Consider the following 23,465-nt stretch of genomic DNA (forward strand, 5'->3'; position numbering starts at 1 on the left):
TATATGTTAGAAATAATAGCCGATATTGATGTTAAACCGGCTGTGCCATTTTGATTCCGGATTCCCTGAAGACAAGCCATTTTGCCATTCCGGGCCCAGCCAAGGTTGGTTCTTTCCTGCCGCCCAGTCTACATAAGTGACCAGGTTCCCGGCGCTGATCATCCCTCCCAATACGTTCATTTGGGAATCTGTATATCCGGCCTGTGGCTTATTCATGTAGGAATAATTTTCATAAAAGGTAACCGCCGTTACCGGTCCCAGCTTTAGGGGTACCGTGTAGGCAAAAGATGCCGTATGCAAATAGGCTTTAGTGGCGATATCATAAGCCGAACCATAAGCAGCAAGGCTGAGTACCTCTTTATATTGTGCGGAATCGGCCAAATGATACTGGTAATACATCGACTGAAGTTTCACATTCAGTTTCCCAAAGCTCAGGTCTGTATGTATTGCTGCAGCCCATCTTGAGCCCATTTGACCGGTAGGAATGTTATAGACTCCTCCAAGCATCCCGGAGATGCCAATTCGTTTATTGTCCGACAACAGGTATTCTGTTTTCAGGTTTCCCTGATTTACTTCTTTATTTCTGCCGGCCACATCATAGGAATATCTCGAAGGATCAATTTCCGTCTGATCGCCAAAATTCAGCTCCATCGCATTCTTGAAGAAGGCAAGATCATAAGACCAGCGTTTGTTGTGTTGGTGAAACCTGATTCCCATAGAAGCTTTATCTTCAAAGCCTAGGTAATAAGGCAGGTTAAAAAACCAGTTGTGAGAGTTATAAGTGGTGTTACCGAAAGGATTCTGCACCAGTCCGACAGCAAGATTGGTACTGTCGTTGAAATGATAGGTCAGGTAACCATCTTTTAAAAAGCTTCCTCCGAAGGATTTGGCATAAAACCGGTATTCGGCATGAAAATCCAGTTTTTTATAGGAGGCATCTGCATTGACCCGGAACATATCGAGCCCGAAATCTCCACCTCTTTTGACTTGTTCTTTCTTCCAGGAAGAAAGGTTATAATTGAACCGCAATGCGCCTCCGATCCTGAGGCTGGGCTGAGCTGACCGTATGCGTGACGATGTCGTGTCGGCTTTTGTTCTTATTGTATCCTGGGCTAAAGTTGTGGCTAATGGGACAACTATAAATAGCACTAAACAGCCTATAAGCTGTGTGAATTTTACCATAATAAAGTTTAATACAGGCCCGCTTTATTGCTGCTTGTAAAAAAATGCTTTAAATAAAACATTATAATGAATTTCAGGGCGTCATACCCTTAGGCATTTAAACAGATATTGTGCTGTTTCCTTTTAAGAAAATAACGCGCAGATGGCGTAACGACAGCGAAGGTTTAAATTAAAAACACCGCAAAGGTAAGAAAAAATAAGCAATAAATCAAGTTTAGCTCAGAAATGGCGCTTCAGACGTCCTCTTCTTAACAGATAAAATGCTACTTTTGCAATGCTTAAACATCAAATGTAATCACATGAATTTAGAGCACCTGTCCAGGCAACTGGCCTTCATCCACGAAATCGACAAACTCAAGTACATCCAGCGAAAAACCCGTCTATTTAACAGTGAGCGGAATGAAAACGATGCAGAACACAGCTGGCATCTCGCCATGATGGCCATGGTTCTGGCCGAACATGCCAATGAAAAAGTAGACGTTCAAAAAGTAGTAAAAATGCTGCTGATCCATGACATCGTAGAAATCGATTCAGGAGATATTTTTTTATACGATACGACCGCAAATCATACCAATACAGAGGAAGAAAGGAAAGCGGCAGAAAGAATTTTCGGCCTTTTGCCAACGCAACAGAAAGAAGAATTTATTTCCATCTGGGAAGAATTTGAAGAAGGGCAGACTGCGGAAGCCAAGTTTGCAAAATCACTGGACAGGTTAGAACCGGTTTTACAAAATGTCTCCAACCAGGGAGGAACCTGGATGGAGTTTGATGTAAAATACGATACTGTGTTGAAGAAAACCAATGCGATGCAGCATGGGTCCCAAACGCTTTGGGAGCATACACAAATGCTTTTCGAGGAAAGTATTGAAAAAGGGATATTAAAGAAAAATTAGTCCGAAAAGTAGAGAATGGCTTCAGTTATTAAAGCGATAGCAGAAGCCATTCCAAAAAACTATGCCTTATCGAACTCCTTTAAAAGTTCCAATTCTAGTTTTCATACTCAATTACCTACTCGTTACTTCTTTATACGGGGGTCTTACCTGATCTATAAACATCTCTTCAACTGCTCCAAATTTTATAAAGTTTTCTCTGGCTGTTCTTAAAGAAACTAAATTGGGCCCTCCACTATCATCGATGTTTTCTTCCTGAAATCATTTTTTAAGAGAAAATCCACAAATTCTTTTTCTATTGTTATTGGATAATGGTATAAAGACCAGCTCCCCCGCCACACCTTACCATTCCAATGCCCTTTATATTCGCCAAAATATATTAATTTTGATGGAAACACAGCGTAAAATATTAAATCAACAACACATGCAAGAGACAAATTCACTAAATCAGGTAGCAGAATTTCATAAAACATTTAAACATCCGATTCAAGAAACACCAGGTATTCCTGCAAGGGAAAGGTGTAACCTGAGGGTTTCTCTTCTTGCTGAAGAACTGAACGAACTAAAACAGGCGGTAGAAGAAAACAACCTGGTAGAAATAGCAGATGCTTTATGTGACCTTCAATATGTGTTGTCAGGAGCAATTTTGGAATTCGGATTAGCAGACAAGTTTAAACAACTTTTTGATGAAGTTCACCGTTCAAATATGAGCAAAGCCTGTAAATCTGAAGAAGAGGCGAATGAGACCATTCAGCATTACAGAACCAACCATCAATGTAACGCTTACCATAAAGAAGAAGATTCTTTATTTCTGGTATACAGATCAAATGACGATAAGACCTTAAAATCTATCAATTATTCTCCTGCAGATCTGAAAAGTATCATTTACTAAGGATTTCAAAAAATTCTTTATCACATTATAGACAGGAACCTAATTAAACAGGTTCCTGTTTTTTTATTCCTTTTACCATTCCAGGCGAATAATCACCCGGGCCCTGCAAATATCCTTTGATTCCCGGCGAACTTCAGGCCCCTGACACCGGTTTAATAATAAATGGTAATTTAACCCCCGAAACCAAAATCCAGACCAGATGTTAAGAACGCTTTTGTACGGCTTATTATTCAGCTTCTTTTATACTCCTTCTTTTTCTCAGAAAATGTTCCTCAGAGAAATGCCGTTAAAAGAAAAAGCGGCCATTAGCTTTACTGAGCCTGACAAGAGCATCATATTTTTCGGATCAGATGACCGCAGCCTTCCATATCAGAAACATAAAAAAAACAGCAGAGCAGTAAATGCCTATTTTGGTGCGGTTTATTCCAGCTTTCCAATATTCGACATCAGCACAAAAAACGTCGTGGAATACAACAATACATCGGGCAGGTTTTTCTTTTACCGTCCGAATGCCCGGAAACCTTATGGAATGTTAATTTCCAACGGCATTGACCAACCCATACTCGTCACTAATCCTGATCAATATTTAAAAACCATAAAAACTTACCTGAACATTAGCTCAGCGGATGATCTTGTTCCAAAAATGCTGGATCAGAAAAACACCATAGCGCTTCAGGAAGAAATGAAGCAGATCATGGAATCGAAATTTGTTCCGGATCAGCACTATGCTGCTCAACTGATAAAAAATGCCAATACCATTCATTATTTAAGTCGGTCCAAAAGTTATGTAGACTGCAATTGCCCGGAAAGAACTGCCGAAATGTTCAAGGATAGCCTCATGCAGGAAAAAATGCCCAATCACAGTACCTACCTGTATAATGATAAAAATCAGGTATTGGAAATGAACAATTTCAATGAGGGCAAACTGAGCTACAGCCTAAAATACACCATAGATCAATCAGGATTGATCAGGAAATTGATATCTGACAATAGCACGACCCGTTTTGTCTATGAGAAAGACAGATACCATACCATAAACATTGAAAAAGGCGTTCCCAGGAGTTTTGAGACTTTTTATCTCAACGACCAAAAACAATGTGTGAGGAGATTTTCCAGGGGACCTGATGCCGGTTCTGGCAGCAACACCTATTATATATATGATAAACACGGCAGGATCATCAGGGAAAGCAATAAGAACTCGGAAACCATTTACAATTATAAAAACGAGAGCGATGACCTCTACTCGAGATCTGCTTTTTACAGCTTAAACCCGAAAACACTGAATTCGCAAAACGAACTGATCTGGGAGAATCCCTACAAACAAATCATGCTCGGCAAAGACAACAAGCTGCAGCAATTATTTAAACAGGTAACAGTGATTGGGCAGGACTGTAGTCTCAAATCTTATTTTTACGATAAAGACAACAAACTAACAATGGTCAGCATCATTGGCTGCAAACCATAATCAGCTATGATTTCCTGTTGTTACAGGCAGAGTTCCACTTTATATTTCCCTGGCGTGATCCCATATTTCTTCTTAAATGCAGAAGTAAAATGTGTGGAATTCTTATACCCGGCATATTCGCTGATCTCCGAAATGCTTTTCTCTCCCTCAGACAATAACCGTTTTGCTTCTTCCATCTTCAAATCGCTCAACATTCCAAATACCGTAGTTCCAAAGACTTCTTTAAACCCTTTTTTGAGCGTAAACTCATTGGTGCCGATTTCCAAAGCCAGCCGGCGCAAAGAATGCACTTCATTTGCCCTGGTAAAGATAATATCCCGGGCATGGTGCATTTTCTCCATGTCTGCGGGTTTCAGGGAACAAAAGGAATTACAATCATGAAAGGCAAACTGTTCCAGCTGAAGCAACAACAATTCGACTACTTTAGCCTCCAGGTACATCCGCTTGTACATTCCCACTTTCCTGCAATCTAAAATCGACCGGATCAATGATACCATTGCGGGAGTAATCGGCATATTGTGTTTGCCGAGCATTGCCGGGTCCTGCTGATTGATGTGCCGGATAAAATCAGTAAAGATCTCCGTATCAGCAATGAACTTTTTAAACAGGGGAATGGACAGGTTAATCTCCAGCACCTGGGTGCTCATCGTATTAAAATGAAGATTTCCTTTTATACCCGGAACATAAATGATGTTATGGTGATTGCTGTTGAACTCATAATGCATGCTGTTGGTTCCGGAAATATTGGTCAGCGTATTTCCGGAAAGGTCAAAATGCATCTCTACCGTTTCAAAATCACTCTCAAAATTAAGTACCGTCTGATGCTTTAGCCGGAGGTCCCCAAAAGCAATGTGGACCCCTTCAAAAAAGATCTCCCGATAGGTACCTGTTCCACCAAAGCATTCCAGAGCAGTTGTTCGTTCTACAATCGGTTCCCCGATATGGTGGTAATTATCCGGAAAGGCATGCTCCATTGTCATGTCCTGGAGGTCGGAAAAGTTCAATGTGATCTTCATAAAGATATTCCTTTTAGCGTCATTTTTATTCCTGAATTGGTAATCCCCAACAAAGACAGGAACCTAGATTTGCGCCATAAAACTACAGTTATTTAGAATCAATCTAAAACATATGATTAAAAAAGTACTCTTATTTAGCTTATTTATCTTTTGCTTATCCCGGGCCAATGCCCAAAAGGGGGGAGAAATCAGTGGATACATCCATACCGAAGACAATCAGGCAGTTGCCGGAGCAATTATACAAATTAAAGAATTAAAACTGGAACGCAGCAGCGACAGGAACGGTCGTTTCCTTTTTAAAAACATCAGTCCCGGAAGCTATACCCTATTTGCCATCCACCTGGGTTACCGTACTGAAAGCTATACCATTTCCGTTAAAGCAGGAGAAACCGCAGTGTTGGACATCAACTGTAAACATCAGCCGATCCAATTAGATGCAGTCACGGTGACTGCCGAAAAACGCGAAAACCTATTACAGAAGGTGCCAATGGCGGTTTCTTCTTTGAGCGGAAAACAGATCCAGGAAAGAAACATTAAAGAAATGGGCGATCTCGTATTGTCTGTCCCTAATCTGATGTCCATGAATGCTGGCTCTCCATCACTCAATGTCATGTCTATCCGGGGGGTACTTACCTTTTCCACAGATCCGGTGGTCGGGGTTTACATCGACGGGGTTCCTATGTTTGATGGTTATTCTGCCAGTGTTCAAATGCAGGATATCGAACGTGTAGAAGTACTCAGAGGCCCGCAAAGCACGCTTTATGGAAGAAACGGTCTTGGAGGGGTCATCAACCTCATTACCCGTAAACCCGACAATAATTTCCATGGTTTTGCAGAAGCCGGACTTGGCAATTACAATTCACAACGGTATAACATTGGCTTTTCCGGACCATTGATTAAAGATAAACTCTTCGCAGGAATCTCCGGTTTATATGATACCCGCAAAGGCTATTTCCGCAACCAGTATGATGGCAGAAAGTTCGACAGACCGGAAACCTATAACGGCAATTTCTACCTGAAATACCTGGCCAGCGACAAGCTTTCGTTCACCTTTAACGCCAAGGCCGAATCGAACTATATGCCCGGTGCCTTTCCTTATGTTCAAGGCGCAGAAAAAGCGTTGCAAAATCCTTACGTCATCAACCAAAACGGAACGAACATCGAAAAAAGAAAACTGTTCAGCTCTTCTTTGCAGGCCTTATACCGTATTAACGGAACGGAATTATCCTCGGTAACCGGATACACCTATATGAGTGATACCTATAAAGATTACGATGTCGATTACAGCCCTTATGACATCATGACTTTTGAGGTTCCGCGGGCACCTCAAAACACCCTCACACAGGAATTTAAAATGGTAACCGACAACAGTAAAAAATTAAAATTTACAGGAGGATTGTTCGGTTTTATCGACAGAAAAGAAGCGAATACCATTTACCTTACCGGAGCGCAGATGCCTCCTTCAAAGGACCCCAGCCAACCGGTTCCTCCCTATAATTCTGCGACCGATACTGACCGGAAAATTTATGGAGTGGCAGCCTATGCCAACCTCTCCTATGCCCTCAGCAACCAGTGGGAGCTGACTGCCGGCCTGAGGTATGATTATGAGAAAAGGAATATGAGCTATGTTCAGGGATTTTTTAAAGCACCAAATCCCTGGATGTACCAGCCCGAAACAAAAATAAAAGGCAGTAACGGGGCCTTCTCTCCCAAGCTGAGTATTTCTTATAATCCGCAAACAGAGCTGTTGCTGTATGCCACCTATTCCCGTGGCTACCGTTCCGGAGGATTCAACCCCTACACGCTTGATGCCAGCAGGTTAAACTATAAACCTGAATTCACCAATAACTACGAAATCGGCTTTAAGTCAGAATGGTTTAACAAACGCCTGAGGGCCAATGCGGCACTCTTCTACACCCGCTGGAAAGACCAGCAGCAGACCCTCACCTTGCCTGAAAACCTCACTGATAACATCGGCGAGCTGGTTAACAAAGGTGGAGAACTGGAATTGACGGCACTTCCTTTAAAAGGACTGGAAGTCAGCTATAATATTGGAGTGGTAGATACCAGATATGAAAAGTTGTTGCTTCCTGTACTGACAGAAAACAAGGACTTTGCCGGGAACAAACAGATTTTCACCCCTGGATTCACTTCTTCCTTATCTGCGACCTACCGTTACCACTTCAGCGACCAGACCAGTTTCTATGTGATCCCCGAATGGAAATATTTTGGAAAACAATACATGACCTATTACAACGACCTGAGCCAGAAAGCATTTAGCTTACTGAACCTCTCTATGGGGCTCAGGTATAGAAAATTCGAGCTGGGCTTATGGGCAAAAAATATAGGAGCAACAAAATACCTGTCCTTTGCTTATGCCACTCAGACCGCAGCAACCAGCCCGGTACTGATCGGGACCCCGAGAACATACGGAACCTCCCTGAAATTAAGGTTCTAAGTACCGGCAGATCAATTTTAAAAAGAAACCACATGCAACTTAAAATAGAAAACCTTACAAAGACCTATTCCAACGGCAAACAAGCGTTAAAACAAGTCTCGCTTACTATCGGGACCGGCATGTTTGGCCTGCTTGGTCAGAATGGTGCAGGTAAATCAACCCTCATGCGGACCATTGCCACCTTACAGGATGCAGATTCAGGAAGTATCCACCTGGATGATATTGATGTATTAAAAGATCCTGCGTCGATGCGCAAAATTCTGGGTTACCTGCCTCAGGATTTTGGCGTCTATCCCAATGTATCAGCTGTAGAAATGCTCAACCATATCGCAGAGATGAAAGGGTTAAGCAATGCGACGGAAAGAATGGAATCGGTAAATGATTTACTCCACAGGGTAAATCTTTATGAGGTCCGGAAGAAAAAACTCAGCACTTATTCCGGAGGGATGAAACAGCGCTTTGGCATTGCCCAGGCCTTGCTTGGCCAGCCAAAAATCATCATTGTTGATGAACCTACTGCCGGACTGGATCCGCTGGAACGCAACCGTTTTTACAACCTGCTCAGCGAGATCGGCGAAAACACCATCGTGATCCTTTCTACGCATATCGTAGAAGATGTATCGACCCTTTGCAATGATATGGCCATCATTGGAAATGGCGAAGTGATTAAATCCGGTAAACCTTCCGACATAGAAAATGAGCTCAATGGCCGCCTTTGGGAAAAGCAAATTGAAAAGCAGGAACTGCCATTCTATCAGAAAGCGGCGAACATCATTTCCAACCGCTTCCATTCGGGAAAACTCATTATCACCGTATTGGCAGAAGAGCTGCCTGATCCGGGCTTTGAGCCTAAAAAGCCCTCTCTGGAAGACAATTATTTTCAATTGATCGCTAATGATTTAACCCCGCAAAACGCATAAACTATGTTCTCTACTATTTTCAGTTTCGAGCTGAAGCAACATTTCAAAAAGCCGTTCACCTGGATCTTTTTACTGTTGATGATTGCCCAGGGCCTTTATTATATGAGGCATACCGGAGAGTTCTTTGGTGCAGATAAAACCTATGCAAATGCCCCGGCCATTCTCTATACGGTATTGGCGGGAATTGGTTATATCGGATTTATAGTCACCGCTATTCTGGGTGGAACAGCACTCGCCAAAGACCTTGACTACCGCACATCTTCCCTGCTGTACACCACCAGGGCCAGTCAGCAGTCTTTCTTTTGGGGAAGATATCTTGGCTCCATCAGCATACTGCTGTTATTAAATGCGGGTTATTTGCTGGGCATCATTTTATACAGCTGCCTTCCTGTTCCTAACCTCGGACCGCTCTCCTGGGAGGCCATACTCAAGGCAGTATTGTTTGTTTTCCTTCCAAACATCTTTGTCATCTACAGCCTTTGTTTCTCTGTTTCTGTATTTACACGCAGCGCGAAAACTGCTTATGGCATTTCCCTTTCGGCGATGCTGCTCATGATTTTTGCAGAAACATCTTTTAACAACAATGCCAGTGTGGTATTGGCTGACCCCACCGCCTTTTCAGTTTTACATGCCCAGTTAGAGCACTTCTCACCTGCGCAAAAGAACAGTTACTCCCCGGGCTTCTCCGGTTATCTGTTTTACAACAGGTTGATCTGGGTAAGCATTGCGATGCTTTCTCTTTTGATTGCTGCCAGAAAATATTCTTTCAGCAAGTTCGGTGCAAAGAATGAGGGTAAACGTAAAAAACAGGCCCAGGATGCTCCCCCGCTCCTTACCAAACCTGTTTTAGCGGTCAGCACTCTTCATAAGGTGAGTCAGCATTTCTCTCTTTCTTCAGACATCAGGAAAACATGCTCACTTTCCTGGCTGGAATTCAAAAGTGTCATCAGGCCTTTAGGATTTAAGATCTTTCTGGGCATGTTGCTGATTATTTATGTGTGTTATATTGCCGTCTGGCAGCAACAGTATTATTCGGCAGCCCCCACCTTACCGGTCACCATTGAAATTACCGGAGTGACGCTCCCGCTCTCTTTTTATTTTCTGATGTTTATCATTATTAACACCACGGAATTGCTGTTTAAAAACCAGAGCACAGGCTTCTGGCAAATCGGCGATGCGCTTCCTTTACCGACATGGGTTACTGTGCTCTCAAAAATCATGGCCATGCTCGGGGTAGCATTATTGGTAACTACCTGTTTAATGTTGTTCGGAATGCTCGTCCAGACATTAAAAGGCTATCATCATTTTGAGCTTGAGGTCTACTTCAATGACCTTTTTATCCGCTGGATCCCTAAGTACCTCAGTTATATTTTCCTCTGTGTCTGTATCGCCGGAATTACCGCGAACCGATACGCCACGCACTGGCTCAGCATTCTGGTCCTGATCATCAGCGTGATCTTACATGAAATAGAAGTAATTGAACAAAACAGGTTGAATTTTATGTTCTCCCCCGGATCTGCGATGAATACAGACATGAACGGCAATGGCATCTTTTCGCTTTCTCATGCCTGGTTCATGACCTATTGGACTGCCTTCGGTCTCGCCATTTTCTCTATTGGCCTTTGGCTCTGGCAACGCGGCACCCCTTCAAGTCTGGGAAAAAGAATGATGAAAAGAGGAAAATTCAGTCCTGTTCTTCTATTGCTTTTGATTATCGGTACCACAGCTTTCGTTTATTGTCACCAGGTCATTTACCAAACGGTAAACATAGAAAACAAGTTTCAGGCGAAGGCCGATGAACGCAACGAACAGGCCCTTTATGAAACGACCTATCAGCGCTATCAGCATTCTCCCCAACCAAAGATCCTCAACCTCGGGCTTCAGCTGGACCTCTATCCTGAAAAAAGAAGTTTGGTGTACAACAGCCGTTTACAATTACAGAATCCTACAAACCGGCCAATAGATACCCTACATATCGAGTGGATGGATTTCTCGGCCATTGAACAGCTCAGCATTCCGGGTTATACACTTCAGCTCCTCAAAGAAGATCAGGAGCTAAGACATAACAGCTATCTTTTGGATCATTCCCTTCTTCCGGGCGATCAAATGACCTTAATTGTTAAAGGAAGCCTGCAGCACCAGGGTTTTACAAATGATGACCCACAAAAAGAACTGACTTTTAACGGCTCTTTTCTTTCTCAGGACCTGATCCCTTATTTCGGTTATGATGACCGCAGGGCATTAAAGCTCAATAAGTACCGGGTTGAAAATCACCTGAAAAAGATCGGCTCCCGTTTACCGGAAATCAACGATTCCCTTGCCGCTACGCAGTCTTTCGCATCCACGCAGGCCAACCGCATGAATTATACCTTAAACATCAGCACAACTGCCGGTCAGGACATCATCGCCCCGGGGATCTTGAAAAAAGAATGGAAAAAGAACGGACGCCATCATTATCAGTTTGTTTCTGAAAAACCTGATGTCTTCAGTTTTCATATCCTATCCGCTAAATATGCGCATAAAAAAGCGGCAATAACGATAGGCGGAAAAGCCCTGAATATAGAAATATCCTACCATCCTGCACATGCCTATAATGTAAATCACCTCATGCAATCTGCGAAGGAAGCCCTTCAGTTTTTAAACAAAACGCTGGGGCCCTATCCTTATCAAACCCTTCGCATCGCCGAGCGCCCACGATATGACCAGGATCTTTTTTCCAGCGGGAACCTGATTGTTCTGCCCGAAAATCACGGTTGGATTGCAGATATCCGCCGGCAGGAAGACCTGGATTACCTTCGTTACATCAGCGCCAGGCTCATTGCACAACAATATATGCAACAGGCAAATATCAGCAGAACACAAGGTTATCCGCTGATTACCCAATCGATTCCAGGTTACCTGGCTTATCAGCAATTGCAGCATTTCTATGGCGCAGCTTCTCTGGAAAAGCACCTGGAGAAAAGCCATGACCTCTACCTCAAAGGAAGGGCAAAAGAGCAAAATACAGAGCCCAGTCTGATCAAAGCGGATGAAGATGCAGGCTATGTATCCAATCAAAAAGGCAGTGATGCACTCTACAAACTCAGTAAGCTGAGCGGAGAAAAAGTCCTGAACCAGGCCATCAGCACTTTTCTGAAAGAGAGCCAAAAAGCAGAAAAACCAGTAAATGCCTGGCTATTTTATGATTTACTGAAGACCGCCATCCCGAATAAAGACAAACCGATGCTGGTCAAAGCTTTTGAAAGCACTGCGGAATAATCCGCTTTGCTTTCATTTTCAACAAAAGAGTGTTCCATTTCAACAAAAAAGCAACCAGTTTCAATCAACGAGCAACAAATTCCAATCAAAGAACGACCGATAAGTTATGCAGCAAGAAAAAGAAAAACATTTTATCCTGAATGGAGACTTAAAGACAATTATGTGGAGGCTCTCCTGGCCTTCTGTTCTGGCCATGGTATTGTATGGCCTCAATAGTTTTCTGGATGGTGTTTTTGTGGGTCGGCTAATGAACAAAGAAGCCCTGGCTGGTGTCGGAATTGCCTATCCCCTGGCTCAGGTTACCTTAGGCCTGGGAAGTTTAATCGGCACAGGTGCGGGAACCGCCTTGAGCATCTGGCTGGGTGCAAACGAAAAAGAAAAACTACAAAGATTAATCGGCACGGTGAATGGATTGAGTATCCTTCTTTCTCTCCTGGTTTGTCTGCCACTATACTTTCTTGCAGAACCTTTGGTCCGGCTCATGGGTGGCGCCGATGAGGTACTGGCCTATGGAACGGATTATTTCAGGGTAACCACCATTGGCGCATTGTTCTGGATTCATGGCCTTGCCCTGAATATGGTGATCCGCGGAGAAGGCAAAATGAAAACCGCAGCATGGATGATTGCCCTCGGCTTGATACTGGATGTTGTCCTGAAGCCCCTTTTCATTAAAAACTTCGGCTGGGGAGTTTCAGGTGCAGCATGGGCTACCAATACCGGAATGTTGCTTTATTCCATCATTGGCCTGTGGTATTTTGCCAAAGGGAATGCTTCTTTTATCAGCAAATGGAACAGCCTCAGGATAGATGGCCCCATTGCAAAAGAGATCTTAAAACTCGGTTTGCCCGGAATGATCTTAACCATCATGACCGTGATACAAAGTGCGGTTGTATTAAACGCAGTGACGAAATATGGAACAGCTGCCGATTTGCCTTTTTATACCGTATGCAACAGAATCCTCTTGTTTATGATGATGCCCATCATTGGGCTCATGCGTGCCCTGCAACCAGTAACAGGAATGAATTATGGTGCAGGAAAATACGACCGGGTGATCCGTTCCTATTGGTTATTTGTCTTTTATGGCTTTGGGATCATCGCCCCTTTTTGGCTGTTCATGAGCTTTTTCCCGACAACTGTGATCCAGAGCATGCTGCCAAACCTGGTCATCAGTCCGCAGCAACTGATTGACTTCAGGGTGTATTTGGTGGTTTTGCCTTTTCTACCTATCGTATTTATGTGCCTGGTAACACTTCCATCCATCGAACGCGCAAAAGAAACCTCGCTGATTGCCATGCTCAGACAGGTATTACTCTATTTTCCTTTGATGATCTTTTTACCCAAATATTTTGGAATAAGTGCGATTTACTGGGGCAGTACCGCAATTGATATTGCGATGATTATTCTTGCACTGGTGATTTTGAAGTGTTGTTTTAAACGGTTAGGCTTAGCTGTTCATTCCATAAACTGATCCTACAGGTCATCCTGATTTTTTAACGACTGAGCTGATATTCTGTACAGCTCATCGCTATTTTCAAGGTCGTTCTATGCCGTTTAGATATTTTCGTCTCATTAAACATCTAAATGACATGAAAATAACATTCATTTTTCTCTTCACGCTGCTCAGTTCGGTCCCCTTTATTTTATCTGCACAGCAACGGATTAGCATAAGCGGAACAGTAAAAGACGGCGCGACAGGAGAAACGTTGATCGGGGCGACGGTTAAACTGCAAAGTTCCGGTCAAAATACTGGCCTGGCAACGAATGCTTATGGCTTCTATTCGATTACTGCCCCCACAGGAGAATACAACCTGATCGTTAGTTACAGCGGTTATCAAATTTCAACTCAGAAAGTCTTAGTCAACAAAGCGTTGACGATTAACATCGCGCTTGCACCGGCTTCTACCCTACAGGAGGTCCAGATCAGTGCCGGAGAGCTGAAGAATGAAAATGTAAAAAACCCGCAAATGGGCCTGAACAAAATCAACATGAAAGACCTGGACAATGTGCCTGTCTTATTGGGTGAAAAGGACGTATTAAAAGCCATACAGTTTCTTCCCGGGGTGAAATCCGGAGGAGAAGGCAATACCGGATTTTTTGTCCGCGGCGGTGCTGCAGATCAAAACCTGATCTTACTGGATGAGGCTACGGTTTACAATTCCGCCCATTTACTGGGTTTCTTCTCCACTTTTAATGCCGATGCCATTAAGGATGTCAGCCTGTATAAAGGAGGTATGCCGGCACAATACGGTGGCCGGTTGTCTTCTGTACTCGATGTTAAAATGCAGGACGGTAACGACAAGAAGTTTGGCGTAGAGGGCGGCCTTGGCCTCATTGCTTCACGCATCAAGGCAGAGGGCCCACTGGTTCAAAATAAAAGCTCATTTATGATCAGTGCAAGGAGAACCTATATCGACCTCCTGCTGAAAGCTTTTGGCGACTCTGCTTTGAAAAAGAATACCCTTAATTTCTATGACATCAATGCAAAGGTCAACTATAAATTTGATGATAAAAATACCCTCTACCTTTCCGGTTACTTTGGTCAGGACAATATTGGCATTAAAGATTTATTTGCCAACGACTGGGGCAATACCACTGCGACTATGCGTTTTAACCACATTTTCAACAACAGGTTGTTTTCAAATACTTCTTTGGTGTATAACCGATACAGCTATGCCATTGAGCTGATTGACGGGCAAAACAATGCCAAAGTGAAATCGCTCATCAGGGACTTAAACTTTAAACAGGATTTTCAGTATTTCAGCAATAACCACATGCTCAGGTTTGGTCTGCAGGGAACACGCCATCAGATTAGCCCTTCCGACATTACTGCCTCCGGGAACTCCAGTATCAATCCGCTTTCCATAGAAAAGCGTTATGGCCTGGAGTTTGGTCTTTATGTATCTGACGAATGGAAACTGTCTGAAAAATTCAATTTACTGATGGGTCTGCGGTTGAGCCAGTTCTCCCTGCTTGGTCCCGGAAAGATCAATACATACGACAACACAGCAGCCTTCGTTTCCTCGAAAACATATAAGAGCGGGGAATTTGTGAAAAACTATTTCAACCTGGAACCCCGTTTTTCAGCAAGCTATACGCTGAACGACAAAAACTCCATCAAAGCTTCATACAACCGAAATACACAAAATATCCACATCCTGAATAACTCGGGCACAAGTGCGCCAACAGATCAGTATGTCATGAGCAGCAACAACATCAAACCTGAGATCGGTGACCAGATCGCCCTTGGATACTTTAAAAACACCGAAGACAATGGTTATGAGTTTTCAGCGGAAGTCTATTACAAATGGTTACAAAACCAGATCGATTATAAAGATGGTGCAGATTTAACGGCAAACGCGGAAGTTGAATCGCTCCTGTTATACGGAAAGGGCCGCGCCTATGGCCTGGAGCTTTATGGCAAAAAGACCAAAGGGAGGCTCACAGGATGGATCAGCTATACCCTTTCAAAAACAGAGCGTCAGTTTGATGGCATCAACCAGGGCAGCTATTTTCCTGCCCGCCAAGACCGGACGCATGATTTATCCTTAGTGGCCATGTACAACCTGAGCAAGCGCTGGTCCGTTTCTGCCAATTATATTTTCAATACCGGAAATTCAGTGACTTATCCGGCAGGCAAATATGACATAGGTGGCCTAACGACTTATTACTATACGGATAGAAATGCCAACCGCATGCCCAATACTTCAAGACTGGACATTGGGGCTACCCTAAAAGCAAAGGAAACCCGCAGGTTCCAGAGCAGCTGGACATTCAGCGTCTACAATGTCCTCAACACTAAAAACCCTTATGCCATCCGCTTCAGAGACAAGGAAAATGACCCAAGTCGCACAGAAGCCGTGCAAACCAGCCTTTTTGGCATCATCCCTTCAGTAACCTATAACTTTAAATTCTAATGATCATGTTAAATCAAATCAAATATATCTCACTGCTTCTTGCCGGTTCCTTTACATTTGCCTCTTGTGAAAAAGTGATTGAGGTGAAGCTGGACAATGCCGAAAGTCAAGTCGTAATCGAAGGAAACATCACCGATCAGGCCGGACAACAGCTGGTTAAAATTACTAAATCGGTTCCTTATACCGCAACCAATACCTACCCTCCGGTAAGTGGGGCAGTTGTCACGGTCACAGACGACAATGGTCATTCCTGGACCTTTTCTGAAACTACAGCAGGAAGGTATACCTTTCCTGCAATGAAGGGAGAAACCGGGCGGATTTATACCCTTAAGGCCAGGATAAATAACGTGGTTTATACTGCAAGCTCCGTTATGCCTGCTCCGGTAGGAATAGATTTTCTGGACGTAAAGGTCTTTAATTTTGGAGGTGATGATCAGAAACAGGCACAGGTGCATTATAAGGATCCTGCGGGGATTGCCAATCAGTACCGTTTTGTCATGAAAGTGAACGGAATTCAATCGAAACAGGTCTACGCAGAAAATGACCGGCTGACTGATGGGAACGAGGTGCCCAGCGTATTATTTTTTACCGGAAACAACAATGACCAGGACCAGTTGAAAACAGGAGATGTAGTGGATATCGAAATGCAGTCCATTGATAAAAATGTATTCCTTTATTGGTATACGTTGAGTCAGCAGTCGTCAAATGGTCCCGCTGGCGGAGCAACTCCGGGAAATCCTCCTTCAAATATCGACAATAAGGCATTGGGTTATTTTAGCGCACATACGGTAAGTCAAAAACAAATGACCGTGAAGTAATTGGCTGATTACCGCAAATTGCCCCTGTGAATTAAAAATCATAACTTGCCCTTACATATGGCACCATCCTTAACGCATAACCCCAAAATAAAAGAACTATATCTATATATCGCAAACCACAGAGGATGGGATAGTGAGTATTGGTATGGTGGGATTAGTGCTGTCACTGGCTTTTTATTCCGCTTTGATGACAATGATTTAGAACAGCTTGTTGCCGGATTCAGAGATTGGGAAAGAGATTTTCTCGAGAATTTTGCTGAAGCCTTAACAGCCGATGGGGATCATGTAGGTTCTCTTGCCAACAGGGCTTACTTGTATGGACATCTATTTTTAGTGTTTGATCCGCCATGTTATAATATGCTGGATAACAATGATTTTTTAGCCCACAGCGATCATAAGATTAAGCCGATTCTCCATAAAATAAGGTACAGGCTCCAGGAATTGAACTTTGTGGGCTATTGTCCTAATTCCCTCCGGAACTTTAAAGAACTCGTGGAAAAACTAATACAGACGCTTTAAATTCAGGACTCCTTTATTTCAATGTCATTACTTTTTCCAGTAACCTTGGCAATCCGTTTCTGTTCACATTATCCGTATTCCAAAAGCTCATCACACAACTCACAAAACTATTCTTTGCCGGGCAGGCTACCGCATAAACAGTTAGGGTCTTCGCTCCGTCCATTTTAATCAACAAGGAATTTACTCCCTTAAAACCATAAATCATCTTCTTAGCGGTCGTTTCTTTTCCTTCAAAAATAACATTGACCGTCGTGTCTGATAAGGCTTTGCCCCCCTTCTGTTCCTGAATTGTTTTCCAATGGGCATTTACCGTCTGAACTGCATCTTCCTGAGTTTTATGAACGCTCCAGCTCATCTGCCCGTTGGAGGGACATTGGACATTGTTTACCCCCATATATCTGCAACCTTCCCCCACCGCTATCTTTCTGCCTGCCAGATTAAGGCTGTCAAGATCCAGGGAATTGAAAACACTATTGGGAATTGCATTGTTCTTAATTAAGTTAACAAAACTCCTTTCAAAATCCCGGTCCGATTTATTCATGGCAGAGAAACTAATGCCGGTCAGTTTTTTATCCGTGTTTTCTATGAAGTAATACGAAGAATTTATTAAAACTCCTTTAACCTCTTCGCTTGCTTTTGTTACGTACCAATTGTTAAACTTCAACGAGGAATCCGAAGTATTCAGATCCGCTTCTTTGATGCCGTATTTTTTAAAATTTTTCAAAACATTTTTTTTAGAAAAGTCCAGATCGAACTTCTGACTGGAAATTTCAAAACCATCTACATTGTAAAATTCAGTTTTGTTGCTAAAAAGCCCTTGCAAACGTGAAAACAAAGCCTCGTCCGGCTGTCCGAAAACCGAGCTGCTCATCAATAAACAAAAAAGGGAAACCAGGGTTACTTTCATTTTACTTCTTTATGAACTTATTTCCATTGAAGATACTCAATAAAAATGAATACCCATGAAGCCAGAAGAGATGCCGGACAATACTTCTATCTCCTATCAGATATCATACTTAATGAGCCGATAGAGGGTCATATCTATTTAATATTTTTCAGATCGGTTAAGCTGCTAGTTAACAAGCGCAGGCTGCATGTTATTGCTTTCCCTAAAAATATTTTGCGGAATATTTGCGAAACCAAACGGTTACACTTAAATTAGTAACCGAATGGTTTCACATAAAACAAAAATAAATTGAGAAGAGATGTTTTTCAGGCCATAGCCGATCCTACCAGAAGAGAGATTATCCATTTAATTTCTCAGCAATCTTTAAACCTGAATGCAGTAGCAGACCATTTTGACATGAGCCGGCCGGCAGTATCAAAACACATCAAAATATTAATGGAATGCGGTTTATTAGTGATCAGGCAGGATGGCAGGGAACGTTATTGTGAACCACAACTCCAAAAAATTAAGGAAGTAGCCGCATGGGCAGAAAAATACCAGCGCTTCTGGTCGCAAAAACTGGATGCACTGGAAGCTTTTCTTGATTCAGAAAATCAGCTCAAATTATAAATTAAAACCTACCGCAAAATGAAAGCAGAACCACTTGTACTTGAAAGAGTCCTGAATGCACCGGTTGCCCGGGTATGGGATGCATTAACCAACAATGCAAAAATGAAAAAATGGTATTTTGACATTGCAGACTTTAAGCCTGAAATAGGTTTTGAATTCCAGTTCTATGGCTCAAAGGACGATACCAGGTACCTCCATCTTTGCAAAATCACAGAACTTATTCCGGAGCAGAAATTAACCTATACCTGGAAATACGAAAACTATCCCGGTGAATCTGCTGTCAGCTTTGAATTGTTTGAAGAAGCCGGAAAAACCAGGTTAAAGCTAACGCATACCGGTTTGGAAACCTTTATTACGGATAACCCTGATTTTGCTCCTTCCTCGTTTCATGCCGGATGGACGTTTATTATCGGAACCTCATTAAAAGATTTTGTTGAAGGTCAATAATTAAAAAGGAACCGAAATCATTACAATTATTTAATATTTGATTTTTCTTTTCCTCTAAATATAAAAGGATCTTAGTATAGACCTCTTAATCATACAAATATGAAATCAAACGTAGCTGCAGTCCTGATTTCCGGGCTACTAACTTTGGCCGGCTGTACAAAAGAATCTTTTACAAATGCAACTTCAGAAAGTCCTGTTCCTGTTTCACAAAAGAGCAGTACATCGGTAATGGCAGTACCTGAAACACAAACCATACCGGGAAATCAAAGCATTCCCCCGGGTTGGATTGCAACATGGAAGTCCGCAGACAACAAGTATAAAACCATCACTAAATACGATGGGCTTCCTACTGGCTATACTTTGGTCATCTTAAGTGGTCAAACTGCACCGATTGGCTGGGCTGTAACCACCTCTACCAGTCCGGGTTACTTAACCATCACTAAAATTGAAGGAATGAGTCCGGGATCAAACATAGTAATTTCAAGTGGCTGGGGTGTACCCCTTGGATGGATCGTTACGAACTCCTCCTCTTCCGGTTACCTGACCATTACCCGCTATGATGGTCTACCTTCGGGTACGCAACTGACCATACCAAATGGCTGGGGCGTCCCAATTGGCTGGAAGATCTACTCTCAGCTTCCCAGGGGAAAGATTATTGAAAAACTTTAGCAATACATTCTGTCGGATGTTCCTTAAATATTACCCGGAACAGGTGGATTAAGGTGACGTAAACCTCACCTTAATGTCCACCTTTAATGTTCCTTCATCCCCCCGGATTAGTTTCTTTAAGAAACGCGTTCTATTCCTGCAAAAATAAAAAACCAAGATGAAAATAAAATAGGAAGCAACCTAATAGATTAAAAAAATATAACTTGCGGGTTCAAACCCACAACAAATTTATGGCTTCTACCCGAAAGGCAGCGTTAAGCTTCATTTTCATCACCATGTTATTGGATGTCATTGGCATTGGACTGATTATCCCTGTATTTCCTCAATTGATCGAACAATTGATCCATGGAAATATCAGTCAGGCTTCCCAATGGAGCGGATTGCTCATGTTTGCCTATGCGATCATGCAGTTTGTTTGCGCGCCAATTATAGGAAATCTGAGTGATCAGTATGGAAGAAGGCCCGTTTTATTGTTATCTCTTCTTGGTTTCGGGATCGATTATATTTTTCTTGCTTTGGCGCCCAGCATCTGGTGGCTATTTATCGGCCGGATCATTGCCGGAGTTTTTGGTGCCAGTATGACTACCGCTACCGCTTACATTGCAGACATCAGTACCAAAGAAAACAGGGCTCAGAATTTTGGAATGATCGGTGCTGCTTTTGGCCTGGGCTTTGTAATTGGTCCTGCATTGGGCGGCCTCCTGGGCCAGCTTGGCCCGAGGATTCCTTTCGTTGCTGCAGCAATCCTGACCCTGATCAATGTCATTTACGGTTATTTTGTCTTGCCGGAATCCTTGTCTAAAGAACACAGACGACCTTTTGAATGGTCCAGGGCAAATCCAATGGGTTCTTTACTCTGCCTGAGGAAATACAAAGGAGTAGGAGGATTAATTGTTGCCCTGATCTTTATCTATATCGCCGGCCATGCCCTGCAAAGCACCTGGACCTTCATCAATATTGAACGTTTCCACTGGAACACCTTTCTAATCGGCATCTCTTTGGCCACTGCAGGTATTTTAGTGGCCTTGGTACAGGGCGGTTTGATCCGTTATACCAGTCCGCGGCTGGGCAATGAAAAAAGCATTTATATTGGTCTGGGGTTTTCGGCCTTTGGAATGGTACTCTTTGCTTTTGCCAACCAAAGCTGGATGATGTTTGCCTTTCTTATTCCGTATTGCCTGGGGGGCATAGCCGGGCCAGCACTACAGGCTACGATTTCCGGGAATGTTCCTCAGAACGAACAGGGAGAATTACAAGGAGCACTAACCAGTCTGATGAGTGCCACCACGATTGTAGGCCCACTGTTAATGACCAATCTTTTCGCCTGGTTTACCAGACCAAATGCCCCTTTAAAATTCTCCGGCGCACCCTTTTTAGCCGCCGCGGTCTTAATGTTAATCAGTGTATGGATCTGTACAAGAACCATGAAAAAGGAATCTTTTATCAACCGGAAATAGTCCGGTTGTTTTCCCGGATCAGTATCAGGGAAGGGACAGACACACCAGCGACAACTGACAGCTGTGATGTGCGCTGATGAAAACCATGTTTCTCATAAAAAGCGATCATCTCTGTCTCTGCTTCCTGCTCGATGAGCTGTATGGCATCATAAGATTTGCAAATCACCATACATTTTTCCATCAAGGCCTCCATAACTTCGCTTTCTCTGAAGGCATTCAGTATTTCGAAAGCGCCAATATGAAAAACACGCCGGGCAGAAAAGGGCTCTGAAACTGCTCCCTTTCCAGTCAGGTAAGCAAATCCGGCAGGTTTTTCCTCCTTATAAACGACAATCAGTTGGTTAGAAAAAGTGTTTAAATTGCTGATGATGGTATCCCGGTTATAGTGATCAAACAAGTAATCGGCGAGTTGTTTTTCATCAAGTAATGTCCCATATTTTTCATATCCCCGGGTTTCTCCAAGATATTGTAACACCGCGATTCCTTCTTCAGAAGCAACGGTAAATTTTGTTTTAATGCGATTGTCCATATTTAGATAACTTGTAATAACGGCATCAAAATTAGCCGCTTTAAAACAAGGAGACAGGTGCAGAATATGAAAATCTAAAGGGTACAGTCCGAGGCGATTTTACCAGCAAGCTTTAACATTTCTTCCCTTTGCGGGGTATATTTACTGGCAAAGACAATTCTGAAATGCTGTTCAAAAACGTTGCTGAAGGAAAAGGCAGATCCCGGCGTAAAGCGGATGCCGTTCTGCTCACAATGTTTATAAAACAATTTCATATTGACTTTCTTTTCCATCTTCAACCAGATGCTATACCCTCCTTTCGGCTGACTAATCCGGGTACTTCCGGGGAAAAATTCAGAGATCAGGTTGATCGTGTGGTAAGCCTGTGCTGCCAGCTGCATCCGGAATTTTCTGACATGCCTGTCGTAACTACTGGAGGCCAGCAACTTTGCAATGCTTTCCTGATAAATTGGAGAAACCGTACTTCCCAGGGAGAACTTGAGTTGCTCTGCCTGCTTAAAGAACCTGCCCGGAGAGAGCCAGCCCAGCCTGATTCCGGGGGCAAGGGTTTTGGAGAAAGAAGAGAAGGTCATGACCAGGCCGCTATTGTCCATAGACTGGATGTTCAAAGGGCGGGTCCCGGAGAAATTGAGGTCACCAAAAACATCATTCTCGATGATCGGGATGCCCCTGGACTGCGCAATCGTTAACAACTCTTTTTTATCCGCATCAGCAAGCAGTGCTCCTGTAGGATTGTGAAAGTTTGGCGTTAACACAATTGCCTTTAACATTGCCTGTTCTGCTGCCCGCTTCAGAAATGCCACGTCAAATCCCGAACCTTCATGAACCGGAATTTCAATCACTTTCAGTCTCAGGTTTTTGACCACTTCCAGCATTGAAAATATACAAGGGCTTTCAATTGCAATTACATCTCCCGGAGCGGTTACCGAGGCCAGTGCGATGTAAAAAGCCTGAATCGCCCCATCGGTAATGATCAGTTCCTCTGCCCTAAACCTACTGTGGTACGTTGTTGCGCGTCTGGCAAGGTGCTCTTTTAGAAATTCCGAACCATTGGAAGGATAATACCTGAGCAATCCGGCTCCTTTTTCCCTGATCACCTGCTGCATGGTCCTCAGGAGTAATTTTTGGGGAATAAAAAATTCGCCCGGAGCGGCCACATTAAACTCGGTGATGCTATGTTTTTTCTGCGGATCAGCATGAGCAGTGATGACCGATAAATTGTTTTTAAAAATGGCATCGTGCACTACAATCCTTGCAGGTCCTTTCAAGGATTTTTGCCCTTCCCTATCCTCCCGCTTAGGTCCGGACACATAATATCCGGACTTTGGGATGCTTGCAACCAATCCCTTTATCATCAGGTATTCGTAAGCATTCTGAACGGTGCTCAGACCAATGTTATATTTCAGCTTCAGGGCCCTGACAGAAGGGAGTTTATGTCCAGGTTTTAGTCGCCCTTCCAGGATATTGGCTTCCATCTCTGCTGCAATTTCTTCATATCGGTATTTCTGCATATTC

The 23,465-nt window shown here is 43.1% G+C and carries 20 protein-coding genes; 14 read left to right on the forward strand and 6 right to left on the reverse strand.

The genetic code is table 11. The features are described from left to right. Positions 1-6: 6 nt before the first annotated feature. Positions 7-1,182 carry a hypothetical protein gene (locus tag DBR43_RS08730; RefSeq protein WP_124579799.1) on the reverse strand — a complete coding sequence of 392 codons (1,176 nt, stop codon included), beginning with the start codon at positions 1,180-1,182 and terminating at the stop codon, positions 7-9. Positions 1,183-1,481: 299 nt separating this feature from the next. Here DBR43_RS08730 and DBR43_RS08735 point away from each other — a divergent pair, with 299 nt between their 5' ends. Beyond that, positions 1,482-2,075 carry an HD domain-containing protein gene (locus tag DBR43_RS08735; protein ID WP_124579801.1) on the forward strand — a complete coding sequence of 198 codons (594 nt, stop codon included), beginning with the start codon at positions 1,482-1,484 and terminating at the stop codon, positions 2,073-2,075. Positions 2,076-2,186: 111 nt separating this feature from the next. Here the strand turns inward: DBR43_RS08735 and DBR43_RS33510 are convergent, their stop codons facing one another. After that, positions 2,187-2,318 carry a CPCC family cysteine-rich protein gene (locus tag DBR43_RS33510; RefSeq protein ID WP_124580530.1) on the reverse strand — a complete coding sequence of 44 codons (132 nt, stop codon included), beginning with the start codon at positions 2,316-2,318 and terminating at the stop codon, positions 2,187-2,189. 178 nt (positions 2,319-2,496) lie between these two features. On the opposite strand from DBR43_RS33510, the gene DBR43_RS08745 reads away from it, so the two are divergent. Together DBR43_RS08745 and DBR43_RS08750 are read left to right on the forward strand one after the other, a co-directional pair. Beyond that, entirely contained in the window at positions 2,497-2,964 is a 468-nt protein-coding gene (locus tag DBR43_RS08745; protein WP_124579803.1) for a nucleoside triphosphate pyrophosphohydrolase family protein, read from the forward strand. Positions 2,965-3,163: 199 nt separating this feature from the next. Beyond that, positions 3,164-4,429: a hypothetical protein gene (locus tag DBR43_RS08750; RefSeq protein ID WP_124579805.1), complete on the forward strand. Its 1,266-nt coding sequence runs from the start codon at positions 3,164-3,166 to the stop codon at positions 4,427-4,429. A gap of 20 nt (positions 4,430-4,449) precedes the next feature. On the opposite strand, the gene DBR43_RS08755 is transcribed toward DBR43_RS08750, so the two are convergent. Beyond that, on the reverse strand, positions 4,450-5,445 hold the full coding sequence (locus tag DBR43_RS08755) for a helix-turn-helix transcriptional regulator (RefSeq protein ID WP_124579807.1): 996 nt from the start codon (positions 5,443-5,445) through the stop codon (positions 4,450-4,452). A 112-nt stretch (positions 5,446-5,557) separates the two neighbouring features. Here DBR43_RS08755 and DBR43_RS08760 point away from each other — a divergent pair, with 112 nt between their 5' ends. The 7 genes from DBR43_RS08760 to DBR43_RS08790 all read left to right on the forward strand — a co-directional run bounded on the left by DBR43_RS08760 (position 5,558) and on the right by DBR43_RS08790 (position 17,332). Continuing rightward, complete coding sequence (locus DBR43_RS08760; protein ID WP_124579809.1) at positions 5,558-7,903, forward strand: TonB-dependent receptor; 2,346 nt, start codon at positions 5,558-5,560, stop codon at positions 7,901-7,903. Positions 7,904-7,935: 32 nt separating this feature from the next. Further along, a complete protein-coding gene (locus DBR43_RS08765) occupies positions 7,936-8,823 on the forward strand; it encodes an ABC transporter ATP-binding protein (protein WP_124579811.1) in 888 nt (295 codons plus the stop codon). Positions 8,824-8,826: 3 nt separating this feature from the next. Then, complete coding sequence (locus DBR43_RS08770) at positions 8,827-12,081, forward strand: hypothetical protein (RefSeq protein ID WP_124579813.1); 3,255 nt, start codon at positions 8,827-8,829, stop codon at positions 12,079-12,081. A gap of 106 nt (positions 12,082-12,187) precedes the next feature. Beyond that, entirely contained in the window at positions 12,188-13,549 is a 1,362-nt protein-coding gene (locus DBR43_RS08775; protein WP_199756988.1) for an MATE family efflux transporter, read from the forward strand. A 118-nt stretch (positions 13,550-13,667) separates the two neighbouring features. Continuing rightward, the gene (locus DBR43_RS08780) at positions 13,668-15,995 is read left to right on the forward strand and encodes a TonB-dependent receptor (RefSeq protein WP_124579815.1); all 2,328 of its coding nucleotides are present in this window, start codon (positions 13,668-13,670) and stop codon (positions 15,993-15,995) included. Between the two features lie 5 nt (positions 15,996-16,000). Beyond that, positions 16,001-16,813 carry a DUF4249 domain-containing protein gene (locus tag DBR43_RS08785; protein ID WP_158622459.1) on the forward strand — a complete coding sequence of 271 codons (813 nt, stop codon included), beginning with the start codon at positions 16,001-16,003 and terminating at the stop codon, positions 16,811-16,813. Positions 16,814-16,870: 57 nt separating this feature from the next. Next, on the forward strand, positions 16,871-17,332 hold the full coding sequence (locus DBR43_RS08790) for a hypothetical protein (RefSeq protein WP_124579819.1): 462 nt from the start codon (positions 16,871-16,873) through the stop codon (positions 17,330-17,332). Between the two features lie 13 nt (positions 17,333-17,345). Here DBR43_RS08790 and DBR43_RS08795 read toward each other — a convergent pair whose 3' ends face one another. Further along, the gene (locus DBR43_RS08795) at positions 17,346-18,239 is read right to left on the reverse strand and encodes a hypothetical protein (protein ID WP_124579822.1); all 894 of its coding nucleotides are present in this window, start codon (positions 18,237-18,239) and stop codon (positions 17,346-17,348) included. A 288-nt stretch (positions 18,240-18,527) separates the two neighbouring features. On the opposite strand from DBR43_RS08795, the gene DBR43_RS08800 reads away from it, so the two are divergent. From DBR43_RS08800 to DBR43_RS08815, 4 genes are all read left to right on the forward strand, one after another. Next, positions 18,528-18,848: an ArsR/SmtB family transcription factor gene (locus DBR43_RS08800; RefSeq protein ID WP_124579824.1), complete on the forward strand. Its 321-nt coding sequence runs from the start codon at positions 18,528-18,530 to the stop codon at positions 18,846-18,848. Between the two features lie 18 nt (positions 18,849-18,866). Further along, the gene (locus tag DBR43_RS08805; protein WP_124579826.1) at positions 18,867-19,295 is read left to right on the forward strand and encodes an SRPBCC domain-containing protein; all 429 of its coding nucleotides are present in this window, start codon (positions 18,867-18,869) and stop codon (positions 19,293-19,295) included. Between the two features lie 99 nt (positions 19,296-19,394). After that, on the forward strand, positions 19,395-19,964 hold the full coding sequence (locus DBR43_RS08810; RefSeq protein ID WP_124579828.1) for a hypothetical protein: 570 nt from the start codon (positions 19,395-19,397) through the stop codon (positions 19,962-19,964). 230 nt (positions 19,965-20,194) lie between these two features. Further along, entirely contained in the window at positions 20,195-21,421 is a 1,227-nt protein-coding gene (locus DBR43_RS08815) for a TCR/Tet family MFS transporter (RefSeq protein WP_124579830.1), read from the forward strand. Here DBR43_RS08815 and DBR43_RS08820 read toward each other — a convergent pair. Both DBR43_RS08820 and DBR43_RS08825 read right to left on the reverse strand, forming a co-directional pair. Beyond that, positions 21,408-21,950: a GNAT family N-acetyltransferase gene (locus tag DBR43_RS08820; RefSeq protein ID WP_124579832.1), complete on the reverse strand. Its 543-nt coding sequence runs from the start codon at positions 21,948-21,950 to the stop codon at positions 21,408-21,410. The genes DBR43_RS08815 and DBR43_RS08820 overlap by 14 nt on opposite strands. A gap of 74 nt (positions 21,951-22,024) precedes the next feature. Further along, positions 22,025-23,461 carry a PLP-dependent aminotransferase family protein gene (locus DBR43_RS08825; protein WP_199756989.1) on the reverse strand — a complete coding sequence of 479 codons (1,437 nt, stop codon included), beginning with the start codon at positions 23,459-23,461 and terminating at the stop codon, positions 22,025-22,027. Positions 23,462-23,465 lie beyond the last annotated feature (4 nt).

Source organism: Pedobacter sp. KBW06 (assembly GCF_003852525.1).
Lineage (GTDB): Bacteria > Bacteroidota > Bacteroidia > Sphingobacteriales > Sphingobacteriaceae > Pedobacter.

Bases quoted from the DNA above. Each gene is read 5' to 3' on its own strand.
- DBR43_RS08730 (WP_124579799.1), bottom strand. From the start codon at position 1,182: ATGGTAAAATTCACACAGCTTATAGGCTGTTTAGTGCTATTTATAGTT.
- DBR43_RS08735 (WP_124579801.1), top strand. From the start codon at position 1,482: ATGAATTTAGAGCACCTGTCCAGGCAACTGGCCTTCATCCACGAAATC.
- DBR43_RS08745 (WP_124579803.1), top strand. From the start codon at position 2,497: ATGCAAGAGACAAATTCACTAAATCAGGTAGCAGAATTTCATAAAACA.
- DBR43_RS08750 (WP_124579805.1), top strand. From the start codon at position 3,164: ATGTTAAGAACGCTTTTGTACGGCTTATTATTCAGCTTCTTTTATACT.
- DBR43_RS08755 (WP_124579807.1), bottom strand. From the start codon at position 5,445: ATGAAGATCACATTGAACTTTTCCGACCTCCAGGACATGACAATGGAG.
- DBR43_RS08760 (WP_124579809.1), top strand. From the start codon at position 5,558: ATGATTAAAAAAGTACTCTTATTTAGCTTATTTATCTTTTGCTTATCC.
- DBR43_RS08765 (WP_124579811.1), top strand. From the start codon at position 7,936: ATGCAACTTAAAATAGAAAACCTTACAAAGACCTATTCCAACGGCAAA.
- DBR43_RS08770 (WP_124579813.1), top strand. From the start codon at position 8,827: ATGTTCTCTACTATTTTCAGTTTCGAGCTGAAGCAACATTTCAAAAAG.
- DBR43_RS08775 (WP_199756988.1), top strand. From the start codon at position 12,188: ATGCAGCAAGAAAAAGAAAAACATTTTATCCTGAATGGAGACTTAAAG.
- DBR43_RS08780 (WP_124579815.1), top strand. From the start codon at position 13,668: ATGAAAATAACATTCATTTTTCTCTTCACGCTGCTCAGTTCGGTCCCC.
- DBR43_RS08785 (WP_158622459.1), top strand. From the start codon at position 16,001: ATGTTAAATCAAATCAAATATATCTCACTGCTTCTTGCCGGTTCCTTT.
- DBR43_RS08790 (WP_124579819.1), top strand. From the start codon at position 16,871: ATGGCACCATCCTTAACGCATAACCCCAAAATAAAAGAACTATATCTA.
- DBR43_RS08795 (WP_124579822.1), bottom strand. From the start codon at position 18,239: ATGAAAGTAACCCTGGTTTCCCTTTTTTGTTTATTGATGAGCAGCTCG.
- DBR43_RS08805 (WP_124579826.1), top strand. From the start codon at position 18,867: ATGAAAGCAGAACCACTTGTACTTGAAAGAGTCCTGAATGCACCGGTT.
- DBR43_RS08810 (WP_124579828.1), top strand. From the start codon at position 19,395: ATGAAATCAAACGTAGCTGCAGTCCTGATTTCCGGGCTACTAACTTTG.
- DBR43_RS08815 (WP_124579830.1), top strand. From the start codon at position 20,195: ATGGCTTCTACCCGAAAGGCAGCGTTAAGCTTCATTTTCATCACCATG.
- DBR43_RS08820 (WP_124579832.1), bottom strand. From the start codon at position 21,950: ATGGACAATCGCATTAAAACAAAATTTACCGTTGCTTCTGAAGAAGGA.
- DBR43_RS08825 (WP_199756989.1), bottom strand. From the start codon at position 23,461: ATGCAGAAATACCGATATGAAGAAATTGCAGCAGAGATGGAAGCCAAT.